This window comes from Streptomyces sp. NPDC048290 (assembly GCF_040652095.1).
Classification (GTDB): Bacteria; Actinomycetota; Actinomycetes; order Streptomycetales; family Streptomycetaceae; genus Streptomyces.
In genome coordinates this window covers 88978-112619 of record NZ_JBEZLM010000010.1, presented here as the reverse complement: position 1 = coordinate 112619, position 23642 = coordinate 88978, and the positions used below count along the sequence as shown (strand labels likewise).

Sequence of the window (23642 nt, the reverse complement as noted above, 5' to 3'; positions counted from 1 at the left end):
GGACCGCGGGGTTGCCGCGGCGGGTCCGCCGGGTTACTGCGGGGGATTGCCGTGCTTGCGGGACGGCAGATCGGCGTGCTTGGTGTGCAGCATCGCCAGGGACCTGGCCAACACCTCACGGGTCTCGGCGGGGTCGATGACGTCGTCGACCAGACCGCGCTCGGCCGCGTAGTAGGGGTGCATGAGTTCGGACTTGTACTCCTTGACCATGCGGGCCCGCATGGCCTCGGGGTCCTCCGCACCGGCGATCTGCCGGCGGAAGATGACGTTGGCGGCACCGTCGGCGCCCATCACGGCGATCTCGTTGGTCGGCCAGGCGTAAGTGAGGTCGGCGCCGATGGACTGGCTGTCCATCACGATGTACGCCCCGCCGTACGCCTTACGGAGGATCAGGGAGAGCCTCGGCACGGTGGCGTTGCAGTACGCGTAGAGCAGCTTCGCTCCGTGGCGGATGATGCCGCCGTGCTCCTGGTCGACGCCCGGAAGGAATCCGGGGACATCCAGGAAGGTGACGATCGGGACATTGAAAGCGTCACACATCTGCACAAAGCGCGCAGCTTTTTCCGATGCCTCGATGTCCAGGACACCCGCGAGGACCTGGGGTTGGTTGGCGACGATGCCGACCACCTGGCCGTCGATCCGGGCCAGCGCGCAGATGATGTTCCGCGCCCAGCGCTCATGGACCTCCAGGTAGTCGCCGTCGTCGACGATCTCCTCGATCACCTTCGCCATGTCGTACGGCCGGTTGCCGTCCGCCGGGACGAGGTCCAGGAGGGTGTCGCTACGGCGGTCGACCGGGTCGGTGGCGTCGACGCGGGGCGGGTTCTCGCGGTTGTTCTGCGGGAGCAGCGAGAGGAGGTAGCGCACCTCGGCGATGCAGGTCTCCTCGTCGTCGTACGCGAAGTGGCAGACGCCGGAGGTCTCGGCGTGCACATCGGCGCCGCCCAGGCCGTTCTGGGTGATCTCCTCGCCGGTGACCGCCTTGACGACGTCCGGGCCGGTGATGAACATCTGCGAGGTCTCGCGGACCATGAACACGAAGTCGGTCAGCGCCGGGCTGTAGGCCGCGCCGCCCGCGCACGGGCCGAGCATCACCGAGATCTGCGGGATGACTCCGGACGCCTTGGTGTTGCGCTGGAAGATGCCGCCGTACCCGGCGAGCGCGGAGACGCCCTCCTGGATACGGGCGCCCGCTCCGTCGTTCAGGGAGACGAGCGGGGCTCCGGCCGCGATGGCCATGTCCATGATCTTGTGGATCTTGGTGGCGTGGGCCTCGCCCAGCGCGCCGCCGAAGATCCGGAAGTCGTGCGCGTACACGAAGACCGTGCGGCCCTCGACCGTGCCCCAGCCGGTGATGACACCGTCGGTGAACGGCTTCTTCGACTCCAGGCCGAAGCCCTGCGCGCGGTGCCGGCGCAGCTGCTCGACCTCCTGGAAGGACCCTGGGTCCAGGAGCAGCTCGATCCGCTCCCGCGCCGTCAGCTTGCCCTTGGCGTGCTGTGCGGCCGTCGCCTTCTCGCTCGGTCCGGCGACCGCCTGCGCCCGGATCTGGTGCAGCTCGGCGACGCGCCCGCGCGCGTCCGTCGGCTCACCGGTGGGCTCACCCGTCGTCTCTTCCAAAACGGTCATGTAGCGACCTTACGAAGTCCGCCAAGGAAAGCGAGACGTCGACTCCGTACAGTCTCCGGCCCGTTTTCCTGGTAGCACTGAACAGAACCTCACCGCCATGCAGGCGTTCCGACTGGTCAGACGGCGTGGCCGTTGTGGAGGTCACACAAAGACGTCACCCGGGCGCCATCGCGCATTCTCGTCCGCGGCATGCCGTCGGCGGAGTGATGTGCCGCCCTCGCGGGGCGTTCGTACGGCACGCTTCCGGTGGACAAGAAGCGACAAGAAGACACGCACAGGCAAGCAGAAGACAAGGATGCGCAAGGAATCCCGCTCGCCCCCCGCTCGATGTTGAAACTTGAACCGAATAGGTCTAAGGTCAGCACCGCAGCGATTCTTGAAGTTTCAACCGAACGTCTATCGACCGAACGGCTGTACGGCCGTCCTTGCCTCAGGGAGCACGCCATGACCGACCTCTCCGCACTCACCGGCGAGTACACCCTCGACCCCGCCCACACCACCATCGGCTTCACCGCCCGGCACGCCATGGTCACCAACGTCAAGGGCAAGTTCCTCGACTTCTCCGGCACGCTCCACCTGGACGGCTCGGACCCGGCGAAGTCCACCGCGTCCATCGACGTGACGATGGAGAGCGTGGACACCGGCAACAAGGACCGCGACGGCCACCTCAAGAGCGCCGACTTCTTCAAGATCGACGAGTTCCCGACCATGACCTTCCGGTCCACCAAGGCCGAGGCCCTCGGTGACGAGGACTACCGCATCACCGGCGATCTGTCGGTGCTCGGGGTCACCAAGTCGATCACCATCGACCTGGAGTTCAACGGCGCCGCCAAGGACCCGTTCGGCAACGAGCGGGTGGGTTTCGAGGGCAAGACCGAGATCAAGCGCTCCGAGTGGGGCCTGACCTGGAACGCGGCCCTGGAGACCGGCGGCTTCCTGGTCTCCGACAAGATCAAGCTGAACTTCGACATCTCGGCGATCAAGAGCGCCTGACCGTCGTCGCGGGCCGCCCTCCGGGGCGGCCTTCGCGTGTCCGGGGCCGGGGCGGATACCGATCCCGGACGGTGGCCCGCGGGGAGAGGCTCACGGACGGCAGCCCCTGACCCTACGACCTCGCCCCCCGCGCGGCCTCCAGACGGGCCACCTCCGACGCCAGCCGGGACGCCCGGCCCTTCTCGGTGCGGGTGCGCAGCAGGCCCACGACGATCAGATAGCGGTCGGTCCGGTTCAGCGCGTCGAAGGCCGCACGGGCGCACGGACTGCCGTCGAGCGCCGCCGTGAGGTCGTCCGGCACGACCGCGTGGCGCTGCGACTCGTACGCCGCCGCCCAGCGGCCGTCCGCCTGGGCCGCCGTCACCTCGGCCCGCCCGGCGGGGCGCATCCGGCCGTCCGCCTCCAGTTCGGCCACCCGGCGGACATTGACCATCGACCACTGGCTGCCGCGTCGGCGCGGGGTGATGCGCTGGAGGAAGTGGGTGGCGTCCAGGGCGCGCCGCTGGCCGGTGATCCAGCCGTGGCACAGGGCCACGTCGTTGACGTCCTCCCAGGTGACCGAGGGCAGGCCCGAGCCCTTCTTGGCGACCATCACCCACAGACCGGGGTGCGGTGCCGGGTGCTCGGCGAGCCAGGCGTCCAGCGCGTCCACGGTGGCGAAGGGCAGGGCGGTCGAGCCGTCCGGAGTCGTTGTCGTCATGGTCGTACCGTAGGGGGGATGTAGGACAGGTTCTGGCCGCTTAGTGGTGGCTGCTGAGGGGCTCTTCGTTCAGAAGCCGCCGCCGAAGTCGCCGCCGCCCCCGAAGTCCCCTCCGCCTCCGAAGCCGCCGTCGAAGTCGCCGGGGTCGAAGTCGGCGCCCGAGGTGTCGCCGCCCTGGTGGCCGCCGGTTCCGAAGTCGCCGTAGCCGGAGCCGTAGTCGGCGGCGTAGGACGGGGCGGCCATGGCGCTGCCGAGGAGGGTGCCGACCAGGAGGCCGGGCAGGAGGGCGCCGCCGAAGTAGCCGCCGGCCCAGGGGCCGTAGGCGGGTCCGGCGTCCCAGTACGGGCGGCGGCCGTCCGCCGTGTCGACCTCGCGGACCAGCGGGGCCTCGCCGTCCGCCAGCCGGGCGCGGTCGGCCGCGCAGACCGGCACCTCACGGGTGGCGCCGCCGGGCGGGGTCCAGGTGACGTCGGCGACGGAAGGGCCGTGGCGCGGGTCGAAGAAGCAGGGCGGGCGGCGCTCGGGCAGCGGGCGGCCCTCGCGGCGGGCGGCCAGCGAGGCGAGCGCGAAACGGCCGTCCTCCAGCACCTGGGTGACCCCGCGCACCTCCTCCGGGCGGGTCGTGGCGGCCATCCGGGACTTGGCCTCCTCGTAGGCGTCCAGGGCGCGGCCGTAGTCGGCGCGCATGGCGTCGTCGGCGCCGGGCTCGCCGGGGTGGAAGTCGAGCCGGTCCAGTTCCTCGCCGAACGCCGTGATGTCCTCCTCGACGACCACGGCCAGCTTCGCCAGCGCGGCCCGGCGCTCCTGCTCGTGCCGGGTGCGGTTACGGCGCACCAGGGCGTACGCGGCCACTCCGCCCGCCGCGAGGACCCCTCCGGCGGTGATCAGCCCGGCGGTGGAGACCCCGTCGCCGGAGGCGGTGCCGCCCCAGCTCTCGGGGGCCGTGCCGCCGACATCGCGCAGGGCGTCGTCCACGAAGTCGTTCAGCTGGGCCTTGGCGTCGCCCGCGCCCTGGGCGGCGGTGACCAGGTTGGTCACGCCCTGGCGGCTCAGCACGGCGCTGTCCGCGCGGGCGTCGAAGCGGTCGCCGAGGCGGACGGCGTACAGGCCGGTGACGCCGGTGTCGGTGCGCAGGTTCTGGAAGAGGTCCTGGGTGGGGTACCCGGCGGGGAGGACGGCCACGAAGACCGGTTTGTCGGCGTCCTTGATCTTGTCGGCGAGCGCCTGGGCGTCGGACGCGGCGAGGATGCCGGTCGCGGCGGGGTCGACGTACACCGGGCTCTCGCGCAGGGCCGCGGCGACCTGCGCGAGGTCGGTGGCGGCGCGTGCGCCGGGCGCGATCACGAGCACCGCCAGCACGGCCGCGAGCGGTACGGCCAGCAGGCGCAGGACAGGTCCGACCAGAGTCGCCTTCATGCTTTCGAACGTACCTGAAGGGCTGGAAACAGGACATGTGCTACGGGGCCGGTGGCCGCGCCGGTCCCTGGTCCTGCTCCGATCTGCCGGGGTCCCGCTCCCGCCCCCCTTCAGTCCCACAGCCCCACTCCGCCTTCCAGGACAGCGGGCAGCTCGACGGGGGCTGGCCGAAGGCGGAGTACTACGGGGCATACGCGGCGTACTTCGTGAAGTACCTCCACGGCGCTGATCGCCTACAACGACAGCACGGCGGACCGGACCGTCACCGTCACCGTCACCGTCAACTGGGGCTCCCAGCACGCCACGTACTCGCTGCCCGGCGAGACCTCGGCCGCCTTCACCTGGTCCGGCACCCTTGGGCGACGGTTCAGAGGCCGGGGGTGATGGCCAGTTCGTCGCCGCGTTGGAGGGACTGGAGGCGGCGCTGGCGCATTCCCTGGACCATCTGGTTGCGGGAGTAGTTGCGGGCGGGGCCGGTCGGGAACTCCTTGCGGTGCACGGCGATGTCGCACAGCAGGTTCTCCAGCGCGCCCAGCTCGTCCTTGCCCAGGTCGGGCTGGAGGTAGCTGGTGAAGGCGAACAGCCGGAGGATCTCGCCGATCACCTCCCGCTCGCCGTGCCGTTTGACCACGATCGCGGCGTGCTTGACCCAGTCCCGGTCGCCCATGTGCCGCATCAGCAGCACCGCCATCAGGGCCTGTCCGGGCTGTTCGACGAAGTCGCCCTCGCCGAGCGCCTCGCCGGTCAGCCGGGACAGCTTGCCGCTGGCCAGCACCTGGGAGAGCGCCCAGTAGGAGGACAGGACCGGCGAGTACAGCTCGACCCGGCCCATGAAGGTCTCGAACTCCTCCTCGCTGATCTCCTGCCGGTCCAGCACCTCGGCGAGGGAGTCCCGGAAGACGGCCCGGCCGTCGCGGTCGCTCCACTCGGCGGCCATCAGCGCGGCCCGCACCCCGTAGCCGTTCAGGCACAGCCGCAGGGTCTCGCGCTTCAGCTCCAGGTCACGGACCAGTTCGCTGCTGCGCAGCACATCGGCGAGCAGATCGAGGGCCTCGACGTACGCCTCGAACTCGGTGGGGTCGAGTCCGGCGCCCTGGCGCTGGTCCTGGGCGTGTGTCTGGAGGGCGTCGGCCTGGTCCTGGAGGTCGTCCATCATCACCCGGAACTCGCCGGGGACCTCGGTGGGCGGGGTGGCGGAGTCGTAGGCCAGGTCGGCCGGGAAGAAGTCGTCCAGGGCCGCCTTGGCGTCCTCCAGCCAGCCTTCCTTGGTGGCCAGCACGGAGAACGGGTCGTCGCCGCCGTCGCCGAGGCGTTCGCGCAGCGCCCGGAAGCCCGTGGCGGTGGTGTCCAGCAGGGTGGCGTCGTCGCGGCGCAGGGCGGCGGTGTGCCGGATGACCTGGGCGTGCCGCAACGGCCGGGCCAGCACCAGGTCCTTGAGGTCGGCGGACCGGTCCATCCGGTACGCGGCGAGCAGCGGCCGGATCATCGGCTGGCAGAAGTGGATGGCGCCGTCCCGCTCGGTCAGCAGCCGCTTGGCTATCAGGGCGTCCAGCACGGCGCCGGGCGGCTCGGACCAGCCGAGTCCCTTGAAGTAGTCCAGCAGGAACTGCTCGGCGTCCATCCGGGGCAGGGCGTCCTGGCCGATGAGCATCAGATGCTCGTTGACGCAGGCGACGATGTCCCGCAGGGCGAGGAAGTCGAGTTCGAAGCGGCGGTCGACCCGGGGGTCGTCGCGGCCCAGCAGCAGTCCGAGGTAGGACTCCAGGATGGCGGTGCTGTTGGCGCCGGTGGTCCAGTCCCGCTGACCGGCCGTGGACAGCAGCGCGGCCAGCATCACCGGGGTACGGGGCAGTCCACCGCGGGTGAGGAGGTCGAGCATGGCGTTCACATCGGCCTCGGACTCCTCCGGGCGCAGCAGCCGGACCAGCGCGCGCAGCTCCCGGCGGCCGAACGGTCCGAGGTGGCGGACCCGGGCGGGGCAGCCCTCGGCGGTCATGGCCTCGGCGACCCGGTGATGGGCGGTGCCGCGGCAGCCGAGGAAGCCCAGGTTCTCCGGGTGCTGGGCGAGGAACTTCAGCAGATGCCGCAGCCGTTTCTCGGAGCGGGGGTCGATGTTGTCCACGGCGAGCGCGAGCCGGGGCAGTCCGTCGCGTCGGCCCAGGGCGATCCCGGCGCCCGCGAGCTGGCGGCGGATCTCCTTGTCGACACCGCTGGGCCCGTTCTCGACGGCCCCGAAGTCGATGACGACGGGCACATACCGGGCGTCGCGCCGGTAGGCGCAGTGGGCGAGCCACTGGAGGGTGCTGGTGAGTCCGGTGTACTCGTCGCCGACGATCAGGAAGTGCGGGTGCTCGGCGAAGCTGTCGATCATCTCCTCGGCGCCGACCCGGCCCTCCTCCAGGTCCTGGAGCGCCATCCACTGGTCGACGCTGACCCGCAGCAGCACGGGCGGGACGAGCAGCCCCTCCATCGGCAGCCGCTCCCGCTCGGGCCCGAGGATCAGACTGCGCTCGCGTACGGCGTCCACGAGCGTCTCGGCGGCGAGATCGGCGGGGGCGGGCGGGGCGGTCGGCTCGTCGGCGTCGGTACGGGGGTGGGGGACGGTGGGGGTGGCGGGGGTGCCTGAGGCGTCCGGGGCGCCCGTGGTCTCTGAGCCACCCGGGCCTTCTGAGCCTCCCGGGGCTCCTGGGGCGGCGAAGTCGATGTCGAGCCGGCCCTCGGCGACCACGTTGCGGCCCTCGTCGAAGGCGTCCCGCCCGTCGTAGTAGCTGCGCACGTACACGGTGTAGGAGCGCGGCGGACGGGGGGAGCGTACGTCGATGACGCTGTAGGCGTTGAGGTAGTCGCGCGACTGGAAGAGGGAGCCCGCGGCGCTGTGCATCAGGCTGCCGGTACGGCCCGCGATCCCGGCCGGGTCGACCACATGGACATGGCCGGTGCAGAGCATGTCGAAGTGGCCCAGCTCGCGGCGGACGTCGTTGCGGTCGAACTCGGCGAGCCAGTCGACGGGGTGGTGCATCACGGCGAGCTTGAGTCCGGCGTCGCCGAGCGCGTCGACGGCCTGGGTCAACTGCCGGTCGCCGACGACGAGATGGGCCCGGTCGGCGTCGTCACCGGCGCCGGTCGCCCGCCAGCAGGAGGTGAGCGTGGCGGCGGCGACCTCGGTCCCGGCGGCGGTGAAGCGGTGCAGGGTGAGCAGCGGGGAGAGGCGTGCGACGGAGGTCCCGGCGTAGTAGGCGTCGGTGAACTCGACCCAGGCGGCCAGCCGGGACAGGTGGGACAGCAGGTCCGGGCGGTCGAGGAAGCCGTTGACCTTGTCCCGGTCGGTGAGTCCGGCGCGCAGTCCGGCCTCCTGGTACTCGTCGATCCGGGAGATGTCGACATCGTGGTTGCCGGGGGCGAGGATCATCCGCTCGCGGTCCAGGCCGAGCCGGTCCTGGAGCGGGTCGAGGAGCTGTTCACGGGCCAGGGCGAACTGGTCGGGCTTGCCGCCGAAGGCGAGGTCGCCGCTGAAGACGACGGCGTCGACGGGTGTCTGCCGGTGCCGTTCCGTCACATCGGTGAGGAAGGCCCGCAGCACCTTCTTCTGATCGGTCTCCCAGTTGTCTCTGGCGTGCAGATCACTGACGTGGACGATGCGCACGGAACACCCCCGGCTTGCCTGGTGAGGCGGAACAGCTTATGCGGCCCCTTGCCCCCAGACGGCCCGGTCAAGCACCTTGACTCTGCTCAACTGCCCATGCCGGACGCACTTCTTGACGGCACGTGAGACATCGGAGCAGACGGCGCATACCATGCCCCCAGCAGCGGAACGGCCGGGAGGACAGGGGCGGGCATGGCGAGGAGACGCAAGGTGGCGGACATGACGGTGTCCGAACTCACCGCACTGGATCGCACGCGTTCCCGCTCGGAGGTGCTGTGGGAGCTGTTCAAGCAGGCGGAGGCGGAGGTCACCGCGGCGATCGGCTGGTATCTCGGGCGGCGCCGGGCCCCGTCCCGGTGGTCGCGTTCGCTGCGCGCGCTGGCCGGGCTGCTCGGGATCGTCGGGACGCTCACCCCGCTGGTGCACGCGGCCGACCCGACGCTGCTCCAGCCGGAGTGGGGGTTCGTGTTCCTCGCGGCGGGGGCGGGGTGTGTGCTGTTCGACCGGATCTTCGGGTTCTCGGCGTCGTGGACGCGGTACATCCGGACCGAGATCGCGCTTCAGCAGGTGCTGAAGAAGGCGCAGTCGGAGTTCGCTCAGGTGTATCTGCGGAGTGGGGAGACGCCGAGTGAGAAGGAACAGGCGGCGTTGTTGCTGGTGATCGAGCGGTTGCGGGGGGATGCGCAGCGGATCATGGAGGAGGAGAGCGCGACCTGGATCGGGTACCTCGCCGACAGCATGGAGGAGCTGACACGGTCCACGTCCTCGAACTCCGCGCAACGGGGGGCTGGTGCGGGGCTGTTCCGGCTGGACCGGGTGGCGGGGCGTGAGCGGGGGGCGGAGGTCCCTCGTTCCCGCGACTCAGCGATGTGACTCCGTCGGCGGACCAGGATGTCAGTCGCGGCTGGGCGAGGGCCTACGGGGTCGTCGTTCGGCCGCGGCCCGGCGGTCGCCTTTCGCGCAGTTCCCCGCGCCCCTGGAAAGCCGATCGTTCGACTGCGGCGCCATCGTGGTTACTCGCGCAGTTCCCCGCGCCCCCTAAAAGGCCGATCGTTCGACTGCGGCATCGTCGTGGTTGCTCGCGCAGTTCCCCGCGCCCCTAAAAGCACCGGGCGGACCGTCTCCTTCAGGGGCGCTGGGGGTACCCCCTCTGGGGGAGGAACTGCGCGACCAGCCCCCACCCACCCGCACCCGAACGATGGCCCTTTGGGGACGCGGGGAACTGCGCGAAAAGCAACCACCAGGCCGCAGCCGAACGATGGCCTTTCAGGGGCGCGGGGAACTGCGCGAGAAGCGACCACCAGGCCGCACCCGAACGATGGCCTTTCAGGGGCGCGGGGAACTGCGCGAAGAGCGATCGCCGGGCCGCAGGCGAGTGCGCAACCCGGGTCTACCGCGCAGGTGTCACCCCCGCCCGCAGCAGACCGTACGTGTACGCATCCTCCAGCGCCTGCCAAGACGCCGCGATGACATTCTCGGCGACCCCCACCGTCGACCACTCCCCCGCCCCGTCCGTCGTGGAGATCAGCACCCGGGTCGTGGACTGCGTACCGTGCACGCCCTCAAGAATCCGCACCTTGTAGTCCACCAGCTCCAGCTTGGCGAGCTGGGGATAGATCTTCTCCAGCCCCACCCGCAGCGCCCGGTCCAGCGCGTTCACCGGCCCGTTCCCCTCCGCCGTGGCGACGATCCGCTCCCCCTTGGCCCACAGCTTCACCGTGGCCTCGTTGGCGTGCGTCCCGTCGGGCCGGTCCTCGACGATCGCCCGCCAGGACTCGACCTGGAAGTAGGACAGCCGCCCGCCCTCCGCCTCCGCGCGCAGCAGCAGTTCGAAGGACGCGTCGGCCGCCTCGTACGTATAGCCCCGCAGCTCGCGTTCCTTGACGCGCTCGACGACCCGGCCGACCAGTTCGCGGTCGCCGCCGAGGTCGATGCCGAGTTCCTTGCCCTTCAGCTCGACGGAGGCCCGGCCGGCCATGTCGGAGACCAGCATCCGCATGGTGTTGCCGACCTGCTCGGGGTCGATGTGCTGGTACAGGTCCGGGTCGACCTTGATCGCGGAGGCGTGCAGCCCGGCCTTGTGGGCGAAGGCGGAGACCCCGACGTAAGGCTGGTGGGTGGACGGGGTGAGGTTGACGACCTCGGCGATGGCGTGCGAGACCCGGGTCATGTCCCGCAGCCGCCCCTCGGGCAGCACCCGCTTGCCGTACTTCAGCTCCAGCGCCGCCACCACCGGGAACAGATTGGCGTTGCCGACCCGCTCGCCGTACCCGTTGGCGGTGCACTGGACGTGGGTGGCGCCCGCGTCGACCGCGGCGAGGGTGTTGGCGACCGCGCAGCCGGTGTCGTCCTGGGCGTGGATGCCGAGCCGGGCGCCGGTGTCGGCGAGCACGGTGGCGACGACGGCCTGGATCTGGGCGGGGAGCATCCCGCCGTTGGTGTCGCACAGGACGACCACGGAGGCGCCCGCCTCGGACGCGGTCCGCACGACCGCCTTGGCGTACTCCGGGTCGGCCCGGTAGCCGTCGAAGAAGTGCTCGCAGTCGATGAACACCCGGCGGCCCTGGGCGACCAGGTGGGAGACGGTGTCGCGGACCATCTCCAGGTTCTCCTCCAGCGTGGTGCGCAGGGCCAGCTCGACATGGCGGTCGTGGGCCTTGGCGACCAGGGTGATCACCGGGGCGCCGGACTCCAGCAGGGCGCGGACCTGGGGGTCCTCGGACGCCTTGGCCCCGGCTCTGCGGGTGGCACCGAAGGCGACCAGCTTTGCGTGGCGGAAGGTGATCTCCTGCCGGGCGCGGGCGAAGAACTCGGTGTCTCGGGGGTTGGCGCCGGGCCAGCCGCCCTCGATGAAGCCGACGCCGAAGTCGTCCAGGTGCCGTGCGATGGCCAGCTTGTCGGCGACGGTGAGGTTGATGCCCTCCCGCTGTGCGCCGTCGCGCAGAGTGGTGTCGAAGACGTGGAACGAGTCGTCGCGGAACGAGTCGTCGCGCTCGCTGGTTTCCGTCATGGTTCAAGGCTCCTGAGATGATGATCGCGGTCTGTACCGGAATGCCCGGCTCCACCGTCCCCCTATGATCCCTCGCGCTCCGCCACCGGCTGTGGGTGGGCCAGAAATGCGAAAAACCTCTCGCGGGTGCGAGAGGTCTGCGCGCGGGTCGAGGACGACGATGGCCGCCCGTACGTGGTCGTACGTGGCGGTCACTGCGGACCGGCGCGCCTGCTGCCAATAATCGTGGCGAACGAGAGCACGGAGGCAGTCTGGCACAGACCGTCCCCGTGCTCACCGTGTGTCTCAGGATGCGGTCAGCGCGTGGCCGTCACCGCCGGACCAGGAATCCGTCGCCCTCCCCGTTGGTGTCCCCCGCCACCAGCCGGGACGAGGTGGAGAAGAGGCCGAGCAGGCGGTCCCCGGCGGCGAAGGCGGAGGGCACCGTGTAGCCCTCGGTCAGCGGACCGCCGCCGATGTCCCCGGTGACCCGTGCGGTCCGCCCGCCGCCGCCCAGGTCACGGACGTACACATTGCCGGACGTCGCCCCCTCCGGGCCCTCGGTCTCCCGGGTGTAGGCGAGCCTGCGGCCGTCCGCGCTGAGCACGCCCGCGCTCAGCCCGCCCGTGCCCTCGTGGGTGATCCGGCGGGTGGTGCCGGTGCGGCCGTCGTACACGTACAGCTCCCAGGTGGATGTGGGTGTCCCCGGCACCACGCCCTCGCCGAAGGAGGAGTACGCCACCCGGCCGCCGTCCACCGACAGCGACAGGCCCGCCGGGGCGCCGCCGGTCTGCCCGCCCTCCGGGGTGACATTGAGCTGCCGCTGCTCCCCGGTGCGCAGATCGGCCAGCCAGAGCTGCCCGGGGCCGCCGCGCGGATGGCGCTGGAGGTAGGCGGCGTGGGTGCCGTCGGCGCTCAGGGCCAGGTGCTGGACGTACCAGTCGGCGGGGAGCCGGTCGCTGAGAGTGCGGGTCGTGCCGGTCTCCCGGTCGGTGACATAGGCGCGGGTCTGGCTCGGGACGCCGCCGCCCTCGACCCGCGCGGCCGATGCGGTGAAGGCGACGAACCGGCCGTCGCCGGACAGGTCCAGGCTGTCGGCCACCCCCGCCGACCCCCCGTCGGCGCCCACACTGACCCGCTCGGTGGTCCCGGTCCGCCGGTCGTGGACATACACGTCGTCGCTGTACGGGGTCGGCGGCACCGGCCAGCCGACCAGGTTCGACGCCCCGGAGGCGAAGGCCACATAGCGGCCGTCGGCGCTGATCCGGGCGGAGCGGGCGGCGGCGTCGGCGGGCGTGCCGTCCGAGGCCACGCTGACCTGCTCCACGGTCCCGCGCCGCAGATCGCGGACGTAGACGTCCGGGGCGCCGTTGGTGTCCCCGGGCACCACGTCCGCCGCGTAGGAGGTGAAGGCGGCGTGGCGGCCGTCGGCGCTGAGGTCCGGGCCGTCCGAGGCGCCGGCGAGCTGGGCGCCGCCCGCCGAGAGCGTGATCCGCTCGACGGGCGGTGCCGGTGCGGCCGTGGCGGTGGCCGCCGTCAGCGCCACCAGCGTCGCCGCGACCAGCGTGAGCGGCATCGCGCGCATGTGTGTGAGCACAGTTCCCCCTGTGTTCCCCGTTGATCCCCGTTGCCGGCGGGAGCCGCGTGGTCTTCGCGGCCCCCGTCCATGGTCGACAACGAGGCAATCGCATCGCGCACCGAACGGTCAATCCGCCGGAACGCGTACAACCTGGACAGGAGTTCAGGCGTCGGGGACGGTTTCGGCGTCCGGTGCCGCGATCGGTGCCGAGGTCTGGGTCAGTGCCGGTGCCGGGGTCAGCGTCTCGTCCAGGAACTCCCGCACATGGCCGAGAACCGCCCCCCGGTCGGCGCCGCGCAGTCCGATCGCCACCTGGATCGAGAAGCCGTCCAGCAGCGCCCGCAGCCGGGCCGCGAACCGGTCCGGGTCGAGCGCCCGGAACTCACCGCGCGAGACGCCCTCCGCCACCAGCGCCACCAGATCCCGGTGCCAGGCCCCCTCGATCGCGGTCTGCCGGTCGCGGGCGTCGACGGTGGCGTCGCGGGAGCGGTTCCAGACCTCCAGCCACAGCGTCCAGTGCGGGTCGTGGTGGCCGTCCGGGACATACAGGTCGACATAGGCGTCGAGGCGGGCGCGGGCGGGTCCCTCGCGGGTGAGCAGCCGGGAGCGTTCGGCGCCGAGCCGGCCCTCGCTCCACTCCAGGGTGCGTAGCAGCAGCTCGTCCTTGGAGCCGAAGTAGTAGAGCAGATGTCCGCTGCTCATACGGACCTCGGCGCCGAGCGCCGCCATGGTGAGGCCGTCCAGACCGCGCGCCGCGATCATCTCCATGGCGGCGGCGAGGACGTCCTCGCGGGGAGGGGCCGCTCTGCGTCCACCGGCCATGTCCGCGACTCCGCTCTCTACGGCTCTCTACGGCTTTCTACACCCGGGGCTGCTGCTGGGTGATGCAGTGGATGCCGCCACCGCCCGCGAAGATCGTACGGGCGTCGACCAGCGTCACCGCGCGCTCCGGGAAGAGCCGGCCGAAGATCCGGGCCGCCTCCTCGTCGCGCGGGTCGTCGAAGGCGCACAGCACGACCCCGCCGTTGCAGAGGTAGTGGTTGATGTAGGAGTAGTCGGCCCAGTGACCGTCCGCCTCCAGGACGGTCGGCGCGGGTATCCCGATCACCTCCAGGGTCCGCCCCTCGGCGTCGCGCGCCGCGCTCAGGATGCCCATGACCTCGCGGCTCACCTCGAAGTCCGGGTGGGCGGGGTCGGTCTGCTGGTGGGCGACGACCAGCCCGGGGCGGGCGAACGCGGCGACGATGTCGACATGGCCGAGCGTGCCGTACCCGTACGGGGGATAGTCGGCGGTGAGGCCGCGGGGGAGCCAGATCGCCGTGCGGGTGCCGAGCAGGGCGTGGATCTCCGTCTCGACCTCCTCGCGGGTCCAGCCCGGATTGCGCTCGGGGCCGAGTTGGACGGTCTCGGTCAGCAGGACCGTGCCCTGTCCGTCGACATGGATCGCCCCGCCCTCGTTGACCAGCCGGGAGGCGTACGTCCTGGCCCCGGCGAGGTCGGCGACGTGCGCGCCGATCTTGGCGTCGTGCTCCCAGCGCGCCCAGTGCTGGGCGCCCCAGCCGTTGAACGTCCAGTCGACAGCGGCGAGTTCCCCGCGCCCATTGGTCAGGAAGGTCGGCCCGATGTCCCGCATCCAGGCGTCGTCCAGCTCGCGTTCCACGGTCTCGACGTCCGGCCCGAGCAACGCCCGCGCCCCGGCCGACTGCCCCGGACCGCACACCACGGTCACCGGCTCGTACCGGCGTACGGCACGGGCGACGGCGGCCCAGGCGATCCGGGAGGCGGCGAGGTCGTCGGGGTCGTCGAAGGTGGGGTTGGGACCGGGCCAGGCCATCCAGGTGCGCTCGTGCGGCATCCACTCGGCGGGCATCGAAAAGCCGTCGGCGGCAGCAGACATGGGGGTGTTCCTCACAGGAAGTACAGACGGTTCAGGGCGACGGAGTCGGCGGGCGCCGAGCTGAGCGGCTCCCCGTCCAGCGTGACCAGACCGGTCCGCTGATCGACGTCGACGGCTCCGGTACGGGAGTTCAGCCGCAGGTCGGCCGGGCCGATGCCGCGGGTGTGGCGGACCGCGACCCGGCGGCGCCGGGTGGGCAGCCCGTCGCCGCCCTGGTCGACGGCGGCGCGCGCGACGAACGCGACCGACAGCTCGGCCGGGGTCGCCCCGTACGCGCCGAACTGGGGGCCGAGGACCAGGGGTTCGCAGGTGTCGGTGGCCGCGTTGGGGTCGCCGGTCACCCCGTACGCCGGGAACCCGGCCTTCAGCACCAGCTGGGGCTTGGCGCCGAAGTACTCGGGGCGCCACAGCACGATGTCGGCGAGCTTGCCGGTCTCGATGGAGCCGACCTCGTGGGCCAGACCGTGGGCGATGGCCGGGTTGATGGTCAGCTTGGCGATGTACCGCAGGACCCGCTCGTTGTCGTGTCCGCCGTCCGGGGCGCCGAACTCGGCCTTCATCTTCCCGGCCATGGCGAACGTCCGCCGGACCGTCTCCCCGGCCCGGCCCATGCCCTGGGCGTCGGAGGAGGTGATGCCGATCGCGCCCAGGTCGTGCAGCACGTCCTCGGCGCCCATGGTCCCGGCGCGGATGCGGTCGCGGGCCATGGCGGCGTCGCCGGGCAGGTCCGTCTTCAGATCGTGGACGGAGACGATCATCCCGTAGTGCTCGGCGACCGCGTCCCGGCCGAACGGCAGGGTGGGGTTGGTGGAGGAGCCGATGACATTCGGGACCCCGGCCATCTTCAGCACGTTCGGGACGTGTCCGCCGCCGCAGCCCTCGATATGGAAGGCGTGGATGGTCCGCCCCTCCAGCACCCGCAGGGTGTCCTCGACGGAGAGGCACTCATTGAGTCCGTCGCTGTGCAGCGCGACCTGGACGTCATGCTCCTCGGCGACCCGCAGCGCGGTGTCCAGCGCCCGCGTGTGCGCCCCCATGTCCTCGTGCACCTTGAACCCGGACGCCCCGCCCTCCGCGAGCGCCTCCACCAGCGGGGCGGGGTCGGAGGACGAACCCCGGCCCAGGAAGCCGATGTTGACCGGCCAGGCGTCGAAGGCGCCGAAGGCGTGCTTCAGCGCCCAGGGCGAGTTGACGCCGACGCCCCAGACCGGTCCGAACTCCTGCCCGATGATGGTGGTGACGCCGGACGCGAGGGACGCCTCCATGATCCGCGGCGACAGCAGATGCACATGGGTGTCGACGGCCCCGGCGGTGGCGATCAGCCCCTCGCCGGACACGATGGTCGTGCCGGTGCCGACGACCACGTCCACACCGTCGAGGGTGTCCGGGTTCCCGGCCCGTCCGATCCCGGAGATCCGCCCCTCACGGATCCCGATGGAGACCTTCCGGATTCCGGCGACGGCGTCGATCACCACCACATTGCTGATGACCACGTCACAGGTCTCCCGCACGGCCGCGGCCTTCAGATGCAGCCCGTCCCGCGCGGTCTTCCCGAACCCGGCGAGGAACTCGTCCCCGTACCGCTGGGAGTCCTCCTCGACCCGGATCACCAGCCCGGAGTCCCCGAGCCTGACCCGGTCCCCGGCCCGCGGCCCATGGGTGGCGGCGTACTCGTACGGGTTCATCGGCCCTCAGCTCCCAGATATCCGCAGGCCACGGCCCGGCGCAGGGCCTCTTCCCGGGCGCCGGGGGCGTCCAGCGGCCCGTCCACCAGCCCGGCGAACCCGATGGCGATCCGCTCACCGCCGATCGGCACGAGCCCGACCTCGGCGCTCTCCCCCGGCCCGAACCGCACCGACGACCCGGCGGGCACCGCGAGCCGCATCCCGTAGGCCGCGTCCCGTACGAAGTCCAGCCGCGGGTTGGCCTCGAAGAAATGGAAGTGGGAGGTGACCGAGACGGGCACGTCGGCGGTGTTGGTGACGGTGAGCCGGACGGCCGGCTCGGGCTCCTGGTGCTCGGGCCCCGGCAGCAGCGCGCCGGGGGCGTCCCCGCCCGCGCCGCCGCCGATCGGGGCGGAGACCACGGCCAGCCGTGACCCGTCCTCGAACACGGCCTCGACATGCACCTCGGTCACCACGTCGGCGACCCCGGGCAGCACGTCGTCCGGCCCGAGCACGGCCCGCGCCCGCTCGATCGCCTCGGCCAGCCTGACCCCGTCCCGGGCGGCCTCGCACACGGTGTCAGCGATCAGGGCGGTGGCCTCCGGCACGTTCAGCCGCAGCCCGCGGGCCCGTCGGGCACGGGCCAGCTCGGCGGCGCCGAAGAGCAGCAGCCGGTCGCGTTCGGTGGGGGTCAGTCTCATGGCGGGGAACCTCCTCGGCCCTCAGGTTAGAGCATCGCTCTAAGAATGGGGAGGGGTGGATGTGGAGGCCCATTGCTTGCATGTCAGACCGCTTCGAGTAACGCTCTAATTCGATCCCCGCTTCCGATCCGTCACGCTGCTGCGCGGCGCACCCGCGCAGTCCCCGGAAACGCCGGAGACCCGCCCGGTCGACGGGGCGGGTCTCGGTGAGGCGGGTCTCGGTGAGGCGGGTCTCAATGGGGCCGGTCTCGATGAGGCGAGGGCGGGGGTGATCAGCCCAGCGGGTGCATCCAGCCATGCGTGTCCGCCGCCGTACCGCGCTGGATGTCCAGCAGCGCGGAGCGCAGCCGCACGGTGACCTCGCCGGGCTCGCCGGAGCCGTGCCGCCACTCGGTGCTGGCGCGCTTGACCGTGCCGACCGGGGTGATGACGGCGGCCGTACCGCAGGCGAAGACCTCGGTCAGCGCGCCGCTCTCGGTGTCCCGCTGCCACTGGTCCAGGGAGATCCGGCCCTCCTCGGCGGTGTAGCCGAGGTCACGGGCGACGGTGAGCAGGGAGTCACGGGTGACGCCCTCCAGGATGGAGCCGGTGAGGGTGGGCGTCACGATGCGGTCGCCGTAGACGAAGTAGAGGTTCATGCCGCCGAGTTCCTCGACCCAGGTGTGCTCGACCGCGTCGAGGTAGCAGACCTGGTCGCAGCCCTGGGCGGCGGCCTCGGCCTGGGCCAGCAGGGAGGCGGCGTAGTTGCCGCCGGTCTTGGCGTCGCCCATGCCGCCGGGGACCGCGCGGACCCGGTCCTCGGAGACCCAGATGGAGACCGGCTTGACGCCGCCGGGGAAGTAGGCGCCCGCCGGGGAGGCGATGACCAGGAAGAGATACTCGCTCGCCGGGCGCACCCCGAGCCCGACCTCGGTGGCGATCATGAACGGGCGGAGATAGAGGGACTCCTCGCCGCCATGCGCGGGGACCCAGTCCTTGTCCTGGGCGACCAGCGCGTCACAGGCGGCGACGAAGGTCTCGACGGGCAGTTCCGGCATGGCGAGGCGGCGGGCCGAGCGCTGGAAGCGCAGCGCGTTCTGGTCGGGCCGGAAGGTGGCGACCGAGCCGTCGGGGCGGCGGTACGCCTTGAGCCCCTCGAAGATCTCCTGCGCGTAGTGCAGCACCGCGGTGGCCGGGTCCAGGGGGATCGGCGCGTACGGGACGAGCTGTCCGTCGTGCCAGCCGCGGCCCTCGGTCCACTTGATGGTGACCATGTGGTCGGTGAAGTGGCGGCCGAAGCCGGGGCTGGCCAGGATCGTCTCGCGCTCGGCCGCGGACAGCGGGGCGGCGGAGGGCTTGAGCTCGATCGTGGGCGTCGTCATGAGTCGGGTCCTTTGCTTCCTGGCAGGGGCGGGGCAGCTCCGGTCGGCCGAGGTCGGGGCGGGTCCGGACACCGATAGTTGGACGTCCGAGCATTACCCCGCTCCACGGTCGCCTGTCCGATTATCGCCCGGGGATGGGGGCGGATGAAACGGGGTGAAGCGGCCCAGGGGCGATGGTGGCACCCCGCGAGGGCAGACGAAAGCCGCCGGGCGCTGGACGCGACCCGGCGGCTCGGTCGGGAGACCGGGAAGACCGTCGGGTCAGCCCGCTACCCGTACGGCGAGCGCGTCGCCGATCTCGGCGGTGGAGCGGGCGGGCTTGCCGACCCGGTCGGCGAGGTCGGCGGCGACCGCCTCCTCGATCCGGGCGGCCTCGGCGTCATGGCCGAGGTGGCGCAGCAGCAGGGCGACCGAGAGCACCGTGGCGCTGGGGTCGGCCTTGCCCTGGCCGGCGATGTCCGGGGCCGAGCCGTGCACCGGCTCGAACATGGACGGGAACTCACCGCTCGGGTTGATGTTCCCGCTGGCGGCGACGCCGATTCCGCCGGAGACGGCGGCGGCGAGGTCGGTGATGATGTCACCGAAGAGGTTGTCGGTGACGATGACGTCGAAGCGCTCGGGCTGGGTCACCAGATAGATGGTGGCGGCGTCGACGTGCATGTACTCGGTGGTGACCTCGGGGAACTCCTCGGCCACCTTGTTGAAGACGTTCGTCCACAGATGGCCCGCGAAGGTCAGCACATTGTTCTTGTGGATCAGCGCGAGCTTCTTGCGGGGGCGGGCCTGGGCGCGGGCGAAGGCGTCGCGGACGACCCGCTCGACACCGAAGGCCGTGTTCACGGAGACCTCGGTGGCGACCTCGTGCTCGGTGCCCTTGCGGATGGTGCCGCCGTTGCCGGTGTAGGGGCCCTCGGTGCCCTCGCGGACGACCACGAAGTCGATGCTGGGCTCACCGGCGAGCGGGGTGGCGACACCCGGGAGCAGCCTGGACGGACGCAGATTGACATGGTGGTCGAAGGCGAAGCGGAGCTTCAGCAGGAAGCCGCGCTCCAGGACGCCGGACGGCACGGACGGGTCGCCGATCGCGCCGAGCAGGATGGCGTCGTGCTGCTTGAGCGAGTCGAGGTCGGCTTCGGTGAGGGTCTCACCGGTGGCGTGGTAGCGCCGGGCGCCGAAGTCGTACTCCTTGGTCTCCAGCTTCACATCCTGCGGGAGGACGGCGGAGAGGACCTTCAGGCCCTCGGCCACGACTTCCTGGCCGATGCCGTCACCGGGGATCACTGCGAGATGGAGGCTGCGAGACATGCGGGCACCCTACCCCTCGTCCCATGGGATGACACGGGGCGTCCGCGATACGGACGTCGGAGGGGAGGGGAGCGACCCGGGGTGCGCAGGTGGCGGCGGGGCCGCTCAGTGGCCGGTCGAGCCGCCGTTGTCGCGGCGGTCGAGGGCGCGCTGGAGGGCCGCGGCGGCGTTCTTGCGGTCCGACTCGGTCGTACGGGAGCGGTGACGGACGCGGCGGGCGGTCGTCTCGGCCATGGGGATCGACTCCTTGAAGAGCGCGGGCGCGCGGATGGCGCGGGCTGGGGGGGTGCGAGACGCCGGAGGGGCGGGGAGCGTCGGCCACAGGGGTTGCCTGTACGGGGCCGGCTCACGACCGCCATTCGCTGGATGGAGCGAGTGGTTCGGCTCTTACAAAGCTAAGGGAGCGGACCCTGTCTGTCTCCACAGTTACTCGGACTTCCTACTATCTGAGACGGAACGATCGATCATCCCGCGCCGACCTGCGGTTCTCGCTCCGCCGTGAGCTACAGCACGTCTCCGTCGCGCCAGTCGAAGACCAGGTCACCGGCGTAGCCGTCGACCGGCCCCCACACGAAGACCGCGCCCTCCTCCTCCGGGAACCGCACCACGCCGTCCGGCCCGGCCGCGCTGATCCGTCCGGCCCAGACCCGCCAGCCCCGGCCCGCGTAGAGCAGCGCCCCGGCGTCGCTCGCGCCGAGCGCCCCGAAGTCGTAGGCCCGGTCGATGATGTCCTCCAGGGCCGCCATGACCCGTCCGCCGAGGCCGGTGCGGCGGGCGTCGGACCGCACCGCGACGCCCTCGACATAGCCGACCCGCCGCCAGCGCCCGCCCTCGCGCACCCGGCGCATCACGACCGCCCCGTGCGCGACCGGCCCCCGCTCGTCCACGATCAGCGCGTGCAGCCCGCCCAGCGTGTGGTCCCAGTCGGCGTCGGTGAAGTCCCCGCCGAAGGCGTCGGCCAGCAGGGCGCGCACGGCGGCGCGTTCGACGGGGGTGAGGTCGGCGGTGTGGACGAGGCGGACGGGTGCGGTCATGGCCGGGGTCACGGGTGAGGTCATCTCCCCAGTATTCGGACCTCAGCCGGGCCGCTGCCACCGCTTTGCCCCGGTCACCGCCCGCAGGAATCCCTCCGGCTCCTCGATCCACGGCAGATGCCCCGCCGCCGGGAACACCACCCGGCGCGCCCGCGGCAGCGCGTCCGCCAGCGAGTCGACGGCGGAGCGCGGCCGGATGTCCCGGGCCCCGTCCACGATCAGCACGGGGACGTCCAGCGCGGCACAGGCGGCCCGCAGTTCCGGAGTGCCCCAGGTGCGCCGGGTCTCCGCGTTGAGCGCCCGGTTGCAGTCCTCGTTGACACCGAACCAGGGGTCGGTGAGGTCCCGCGCGTACGCCATGGCCCGGTCCTGGTCGGCGAAGTCCAGGGACCAGCGCAGCGCCGCGTACTCCCGCTCCTCGTCGGTGCTCAGGTCGGTGCGGTCCCCGAGGTCCCGGAGGCGGTCGCGGCGCGCGGGGCGGGCGGCGAGTCCGGCCGCGAGGGCCCTCTTGTACCCGGGGTGCCAGTCCGCCTCCGGCCCGATCCCGGTCCCGGCGACATACACCAGCCCGCTGACCCGCTCCGGATGGGCGAGCGTGTAGGCGAGGGCGAGCTGGGCGCCCCAGGAGTGCCCGAGCAGCGCGGTCCGCTCCAGTCCGAAGTGTGCGCGTACGGCGTCCAGGTCGGCGACGGACCGGGCGAGGGTCCAGGGCCCGGCGCAGGGCTCGGAGCGCCCGCAGCCGCGCTGGTCCCAGCGGACGACGGTGGCGTGGTCGCCGAGACGCGCGGCGAGCGGGGCGAACATGTCCCACAGACCGGGGCCGCCGTGGCAGAGGATCAGCGGTTCGGGACCGGTGCCGGAGCGCTCCGCCCAGAGCCGTACGCCGTCGTCGGTCCGTACATCCATCCGCACGCCGGTCGGCGGGGGGTCGGGTTCGTGGGCGGCCATGGGACGAGTCTCCCCCGTCCGCGGGGCGGCCGGAAAGGGGCCGCGACCGGAAAGGGGCCGGGCCGCCGTTCCCCGGGGGGTGGGGAGCGGCGGCCCGGTGGAGGACGGGCCGAGGGGAAGTCGGCCCGTGCGGTTCCGGCGGGGCTCAGCCCATGTGCGGGTAGGTGTAGTCGGTCGGCGGGACCAGGGTCTCCTTGATGGCGCGGGTCAGCGTCCAGCGCATCAGGTTCTGCGGGGCGCCCGCCTTGTCGTCGGTGCCGGACGCCCGGCCGCCGCCGAAGGGCTGCTGGCCGACGACCGCGCCGGTCGACTTGTCGTTGATGTAGAAGTTCCCGGCCGCATAGCGCAGCTTGTCCATGGTGTACGCGGTGGCCGCGCGGTCCGCGGAGATCACCGAGCCGGTCAGGGCGTAGTCGGAGACCGACTCCATCTGCTCCAGCATCGCGTCGTACGTCTCGTCCTCGTAGACGTGCACGGCGAGGATCGGGCCGAAGTACTCGGTGCGGAAGATCTCGTTCTCCGGGTCGGAGCACTCGATGACGGTCGGGCGGACGAAGTAGCCGACCGAGTCGTCGTAGGAGCCGCCGGCCACGATGGTGCAGGTGGGGTCCTGCTTGGCGCGGTCGATGGCGGCCTTGTTCTTGGCGAACGCGCGGTCGTCGATGAGGGCGCCGACGAAGTTGGACAGGTCGGTGACATCACCCATGGTGAGGTAGTCGACCTCGGCCGCGAACTCCTCCTTGAACCCGGAGTTCCAGAGGGAGGCCGGGATGTAGGCGCGGGAGGTGGCGCTGCACTTCTGGCCCTGGTACTCGAAGGCGCCACGGGTCAGCGCGGTCTTCAGGACGGCCCGGTCGGCGCTCGGGTGGGCGACGACGAAGTCCTTGCCGCCGGTCTCGCCGACGATCCGCGGGTAGGAGCGGTACTTCTCGATGTTGGCGCCGACCGTCTTCCACAGGTACTGGAAGGTCTTGGTGGACCCGGTGAAGTGGATGCCCGCGAGGTCCCGGTGCTCCAGGGCGACCTCGGAGACCGCGATGCCGTCGCCGGTGACCAGGTTGATGACGCCCTTGGGCAGTCCGGCCTCCTCCAGCAGCCGCATCAGCAGCACGGCGGCGTGGGTCTGGGTCGGGGACGGCTTCCAGACCACGACATTGCCCATCAGCGCCGGGGCGGTGGGCAGGTTGCCCGCGATGGCCGTGAAGTTGAACGGCGTGATCGCGTAGACGAAGCCCTCCAGCGGGCGGTGGTCCATACGGTTCCAGACACCGGGCGAGTTGGCCGGGGGCTGCTCGGCCAGGATCTGGCGGGCGTAGGAGACATTGAACCGCCAGAAGTCGACCAGCTCGCAGGGGGTGTCGATCTCGGCCTGCTGGACGGTCTTGGACTGGCCGAGCATGGTGGACGCGGCCAGCGTCTCGCGCCAGGGACCGGCGAGCAGATCGGCGGCGCGCAGGATGATCGCGGCGCGGTCGTCGAAGGACATCGCGCGCCAGCCCGGCGCGGCGGCGAGGGCCGCGTCGATGGCGTCCCGCGCGTCCTGGTGGGTGGCGTTGCGGTAGGTGCCGAGCACGGCCTTGTGGTGGTGGGGCTGGACGACCTGGAAGGCGTCGCCGCCGCCCATCCGCCGCTCGCCGCCGATGGTCATCGGCAGGTCGACCGGGTTCTCGGCCAGCTCCTTGAGCTTGACCTCCAGACGGGCGCGCTCGGGAGAGCCGGGGGCGTAGCCGTGCACCGGCTCGTTGACGGGGGTGGGGACCTGGGTCACAGCGTCCATGAGATC

Annotated in this window: 18 protein-coding genes; 2 read left to right on the top strand and 16 right to left on the bottom strand. The window is 71.7% G+C overall.

The annotated features are described in order from the left end of the window. Positions 1–33: 33 nt before the first annotated feature. Complete coding sequence (locus tag AB0D49_RS19105; RefSeq protein ID WP_362758576.1) at positions 34–1629, bottom strand: acyl-CoA carboxylase subunit beta; 1596 nt, start codon at positions 1627–1629, stop codon at positions 34–36. A gap of 444 nt (positions 1630–2073) precedes the next feature. On the opposite strand from AB0D49_RS19105, the gene AB0D49_RS19100 reads away from it, so the two are divergent. Beyond that, positions 2074–2622: a YceI family protein gene (locus AB0D49_RS19100; RefSeq protein ID WP_362758574.1), complete on the top strand. Its 549-nt coding sequence runs from the start codon at positions 2074–2076 to the stop codon at positions 2620–2622. Between the two features lie 112 nt (positions 2623–2734). Here AB0D49_RS19100 and AB0D49_RS19095 read toward each other — a convergent pair whose 3' ends face one another. The 3 genes from AB0D49_RS19095 to AB0D49_RS19085 form a co-directional block, all read right to left on the bottom strand. Next, positions 2735–3322 carry a YdeI/OmpD-associated family protein gene (locus AB0D49_RS19095; RefSeq protein WP_362758572.1) on the bottom strand — a complete coding sequence of 196 codons (588 nt, stop codon included), beginning with the start codon at positions 3320–3322 and terminating at the stop codon, positions 2735–2737. A 69-nt stretch (positions 3323–3391) separates the two neighbouring features. Next, positions 3392–4738, bottom strand: coding sequence for a hypothetical protein (locus tag AB0D49_RS19090; RefSeq protein ID WP_362758571.1), 1347 nt, complete (start codon positions 4736–4738; stop codon positions 3392–3394). Positions 4739–5105: 367 nt separating this feature from the next. After that, on the bottom strand, positions 5106–8381 hold the full coding sequence (locus AB0D49_RS19085; RefSeq protein WP_362758569.1) for a metallophosphoesterase: 3276 nt from the start codon (positions 8379–8381) through the stop codon (positions 5106–5108). A 219-nt stretch (positions 8382–8600) separates the two neighbouring features. Here AB0D49_RS19085 and AB0D49_RS19080 point away from each other — a divergent pair, with 219 nt between their 5' ends. Then, a complete protein-coding gene (locus AB0D49_RS19080; RefSeq protein WP_362758568.1) occupies positions 8601–9254 on the top strand; it encodes an SLATT domain-containing protein in 654 nt (217 codons plus the stop codon). Between the two features lie 517 nt (positions 9255–9771). On the opposite strand, the gene cimA is transcribed toward AB0D49_RS19080, so the two are convergent. The 12 genes from cimA to pruA all read right to left on the bottom strand — a co-directional run bounded on the left by cimA (position 9772) and on the right by pruA (position 23636). Continuing rightward, a complete protein-coding gene (gene cimA, locus AB0D49_RS19075; protein WP_362758566.1) occupies positions 9772–11391 on the bottom strand; it encodes a citramalate synthase in 1620 nt (539 codons plus the stop codon). A 310-nt stretch (positions 11392–11701) separates the two neighbouring features. Beyond that, complete coding sequence (locus tag AB0D49_RS19070; protein WP_362758564.1) at positions 11702–12955, bottom strand: hypothetical protein; 1254 nt, start codon at positions 12953–12955, stop codon at positions 11702–11704. Between the two features lie 156 nt (positions 12956–13111). Further along, a complete protein-coding gene (locus AB0D49_RS19065) occupies positions 13112–13771 on the bottom strand; it encodes a TetR/AcrR family transcriptional regulator (protein ID WP_362758562.1) in 660 nt (219 codons plus the stop codon). A gap of 37 nt (positions 13772–13808) precedes the next feature. Further along, positions 13809–14846 carry an agmatine deiminase family protein gene (locus AB0D49_RS19060; RefSeq protein WP_362758560.1) on the bottom strand — a complete coding sequence of 346 codons (1038 nt, stop codon included), beginning with the start codon at positions 14844–14846 and terminating at the stop codon, positions 13809–13811. An 11-nt stretch (positions 14847–14857) separates the two neighbouring features. After that, positions 14858–16531: an urease subunit alpha gene (locus AB0D49_RS19055; protein WP_362758558.1), complete on the bottom strand. Its 1674-nt coding sequence runs from the start codon at positions 16529–16531 to the stop codon at positions 14858–14860. After that, positions 16528–17211: an urease subunit gamma gene (ureA, locus tag AB0D49_RS19050; protein ID WP_362758556.1), complete on the bottom strand. Its 684-nt coding sequence runs from the start codon at positions 17209–17211 to the stop codon at positions 16528–16530. The genes AB0D49_RS19055 and ureA overlap by 4 nt, the downstream gene beginning before the upstream one ends. 272 nt (positions 17212–17483) lie before the next feature. Further along, on the bottom strand, positions 17484–18572 hold the full coding sequence (locus tag AB0D49_RS19045; protein WP_362758554.1) for a branched-chain amino acid aminotransferase: 1089 nt from the start codon (positions 18570–18572) through the stop codon (positions 17484–17486). Positions 18573–18833: 261 nt separating this feature from the next. Next, a complete protein-coding gene (locus tag AB0D49_RS19040; RefSeq protein ID WP_362758552.1) occupies positions 18834–19877 on the bottom strand; it encodes a 3-isopropylmalate dehydrogenase in 1044 nt (347 codons plus the stop codon). Positions 19878–19982: 105 nt separating this feature from the next. After that, positions 19983–20111, bottom strand: coding sequence for a hypothetical protein (locus AB0D49_RS19035; protein WP_362758550.1), 129 nt, complete (start codon positions 20109–20111; stop codon positions 19983–19985). 269 nt (positions 20112–20380) lie between these two features. Further along, on the bottom strand, positions 20381–20911 hold the full coding sequence (locus AB0D49_RS19030; protein WP_362758900.1) for a GNAT family N-acetyltransferase: 531 nt from the start codon (positions 20909–20911) through the stop codon (positions 20381–20383). Between the two features lie 42 nt (positions 20912–20953). Beyond that, positions 20954–21859 carry an alpha/beta hydrolase gene (locus AB0D49_RS19025; protein WP_362758548.1) on the bottom strand — a complete coding sequence of 302 codons (906 nt, stop codon included), beginning with the start codon at positions 21857–21859 and terminating at the stop codon, positions 20954–20956. Between the two features lie 145 nt (positions 21860–22004). Next, positions 22005–23636, bottom strand: a complete 1632-nt coding sequence (gene pruA, locus AB0D49_RS19020) for an L-glutamate gamma-semialdehyde dehydrogenase (RefSeq protein WP_362758546.1) — start codon at positions 23634–23636, stop codon at positions 22005–22007. Between the last annotated feature and the right edge of the window lie 6 nt (positions 23637–23642).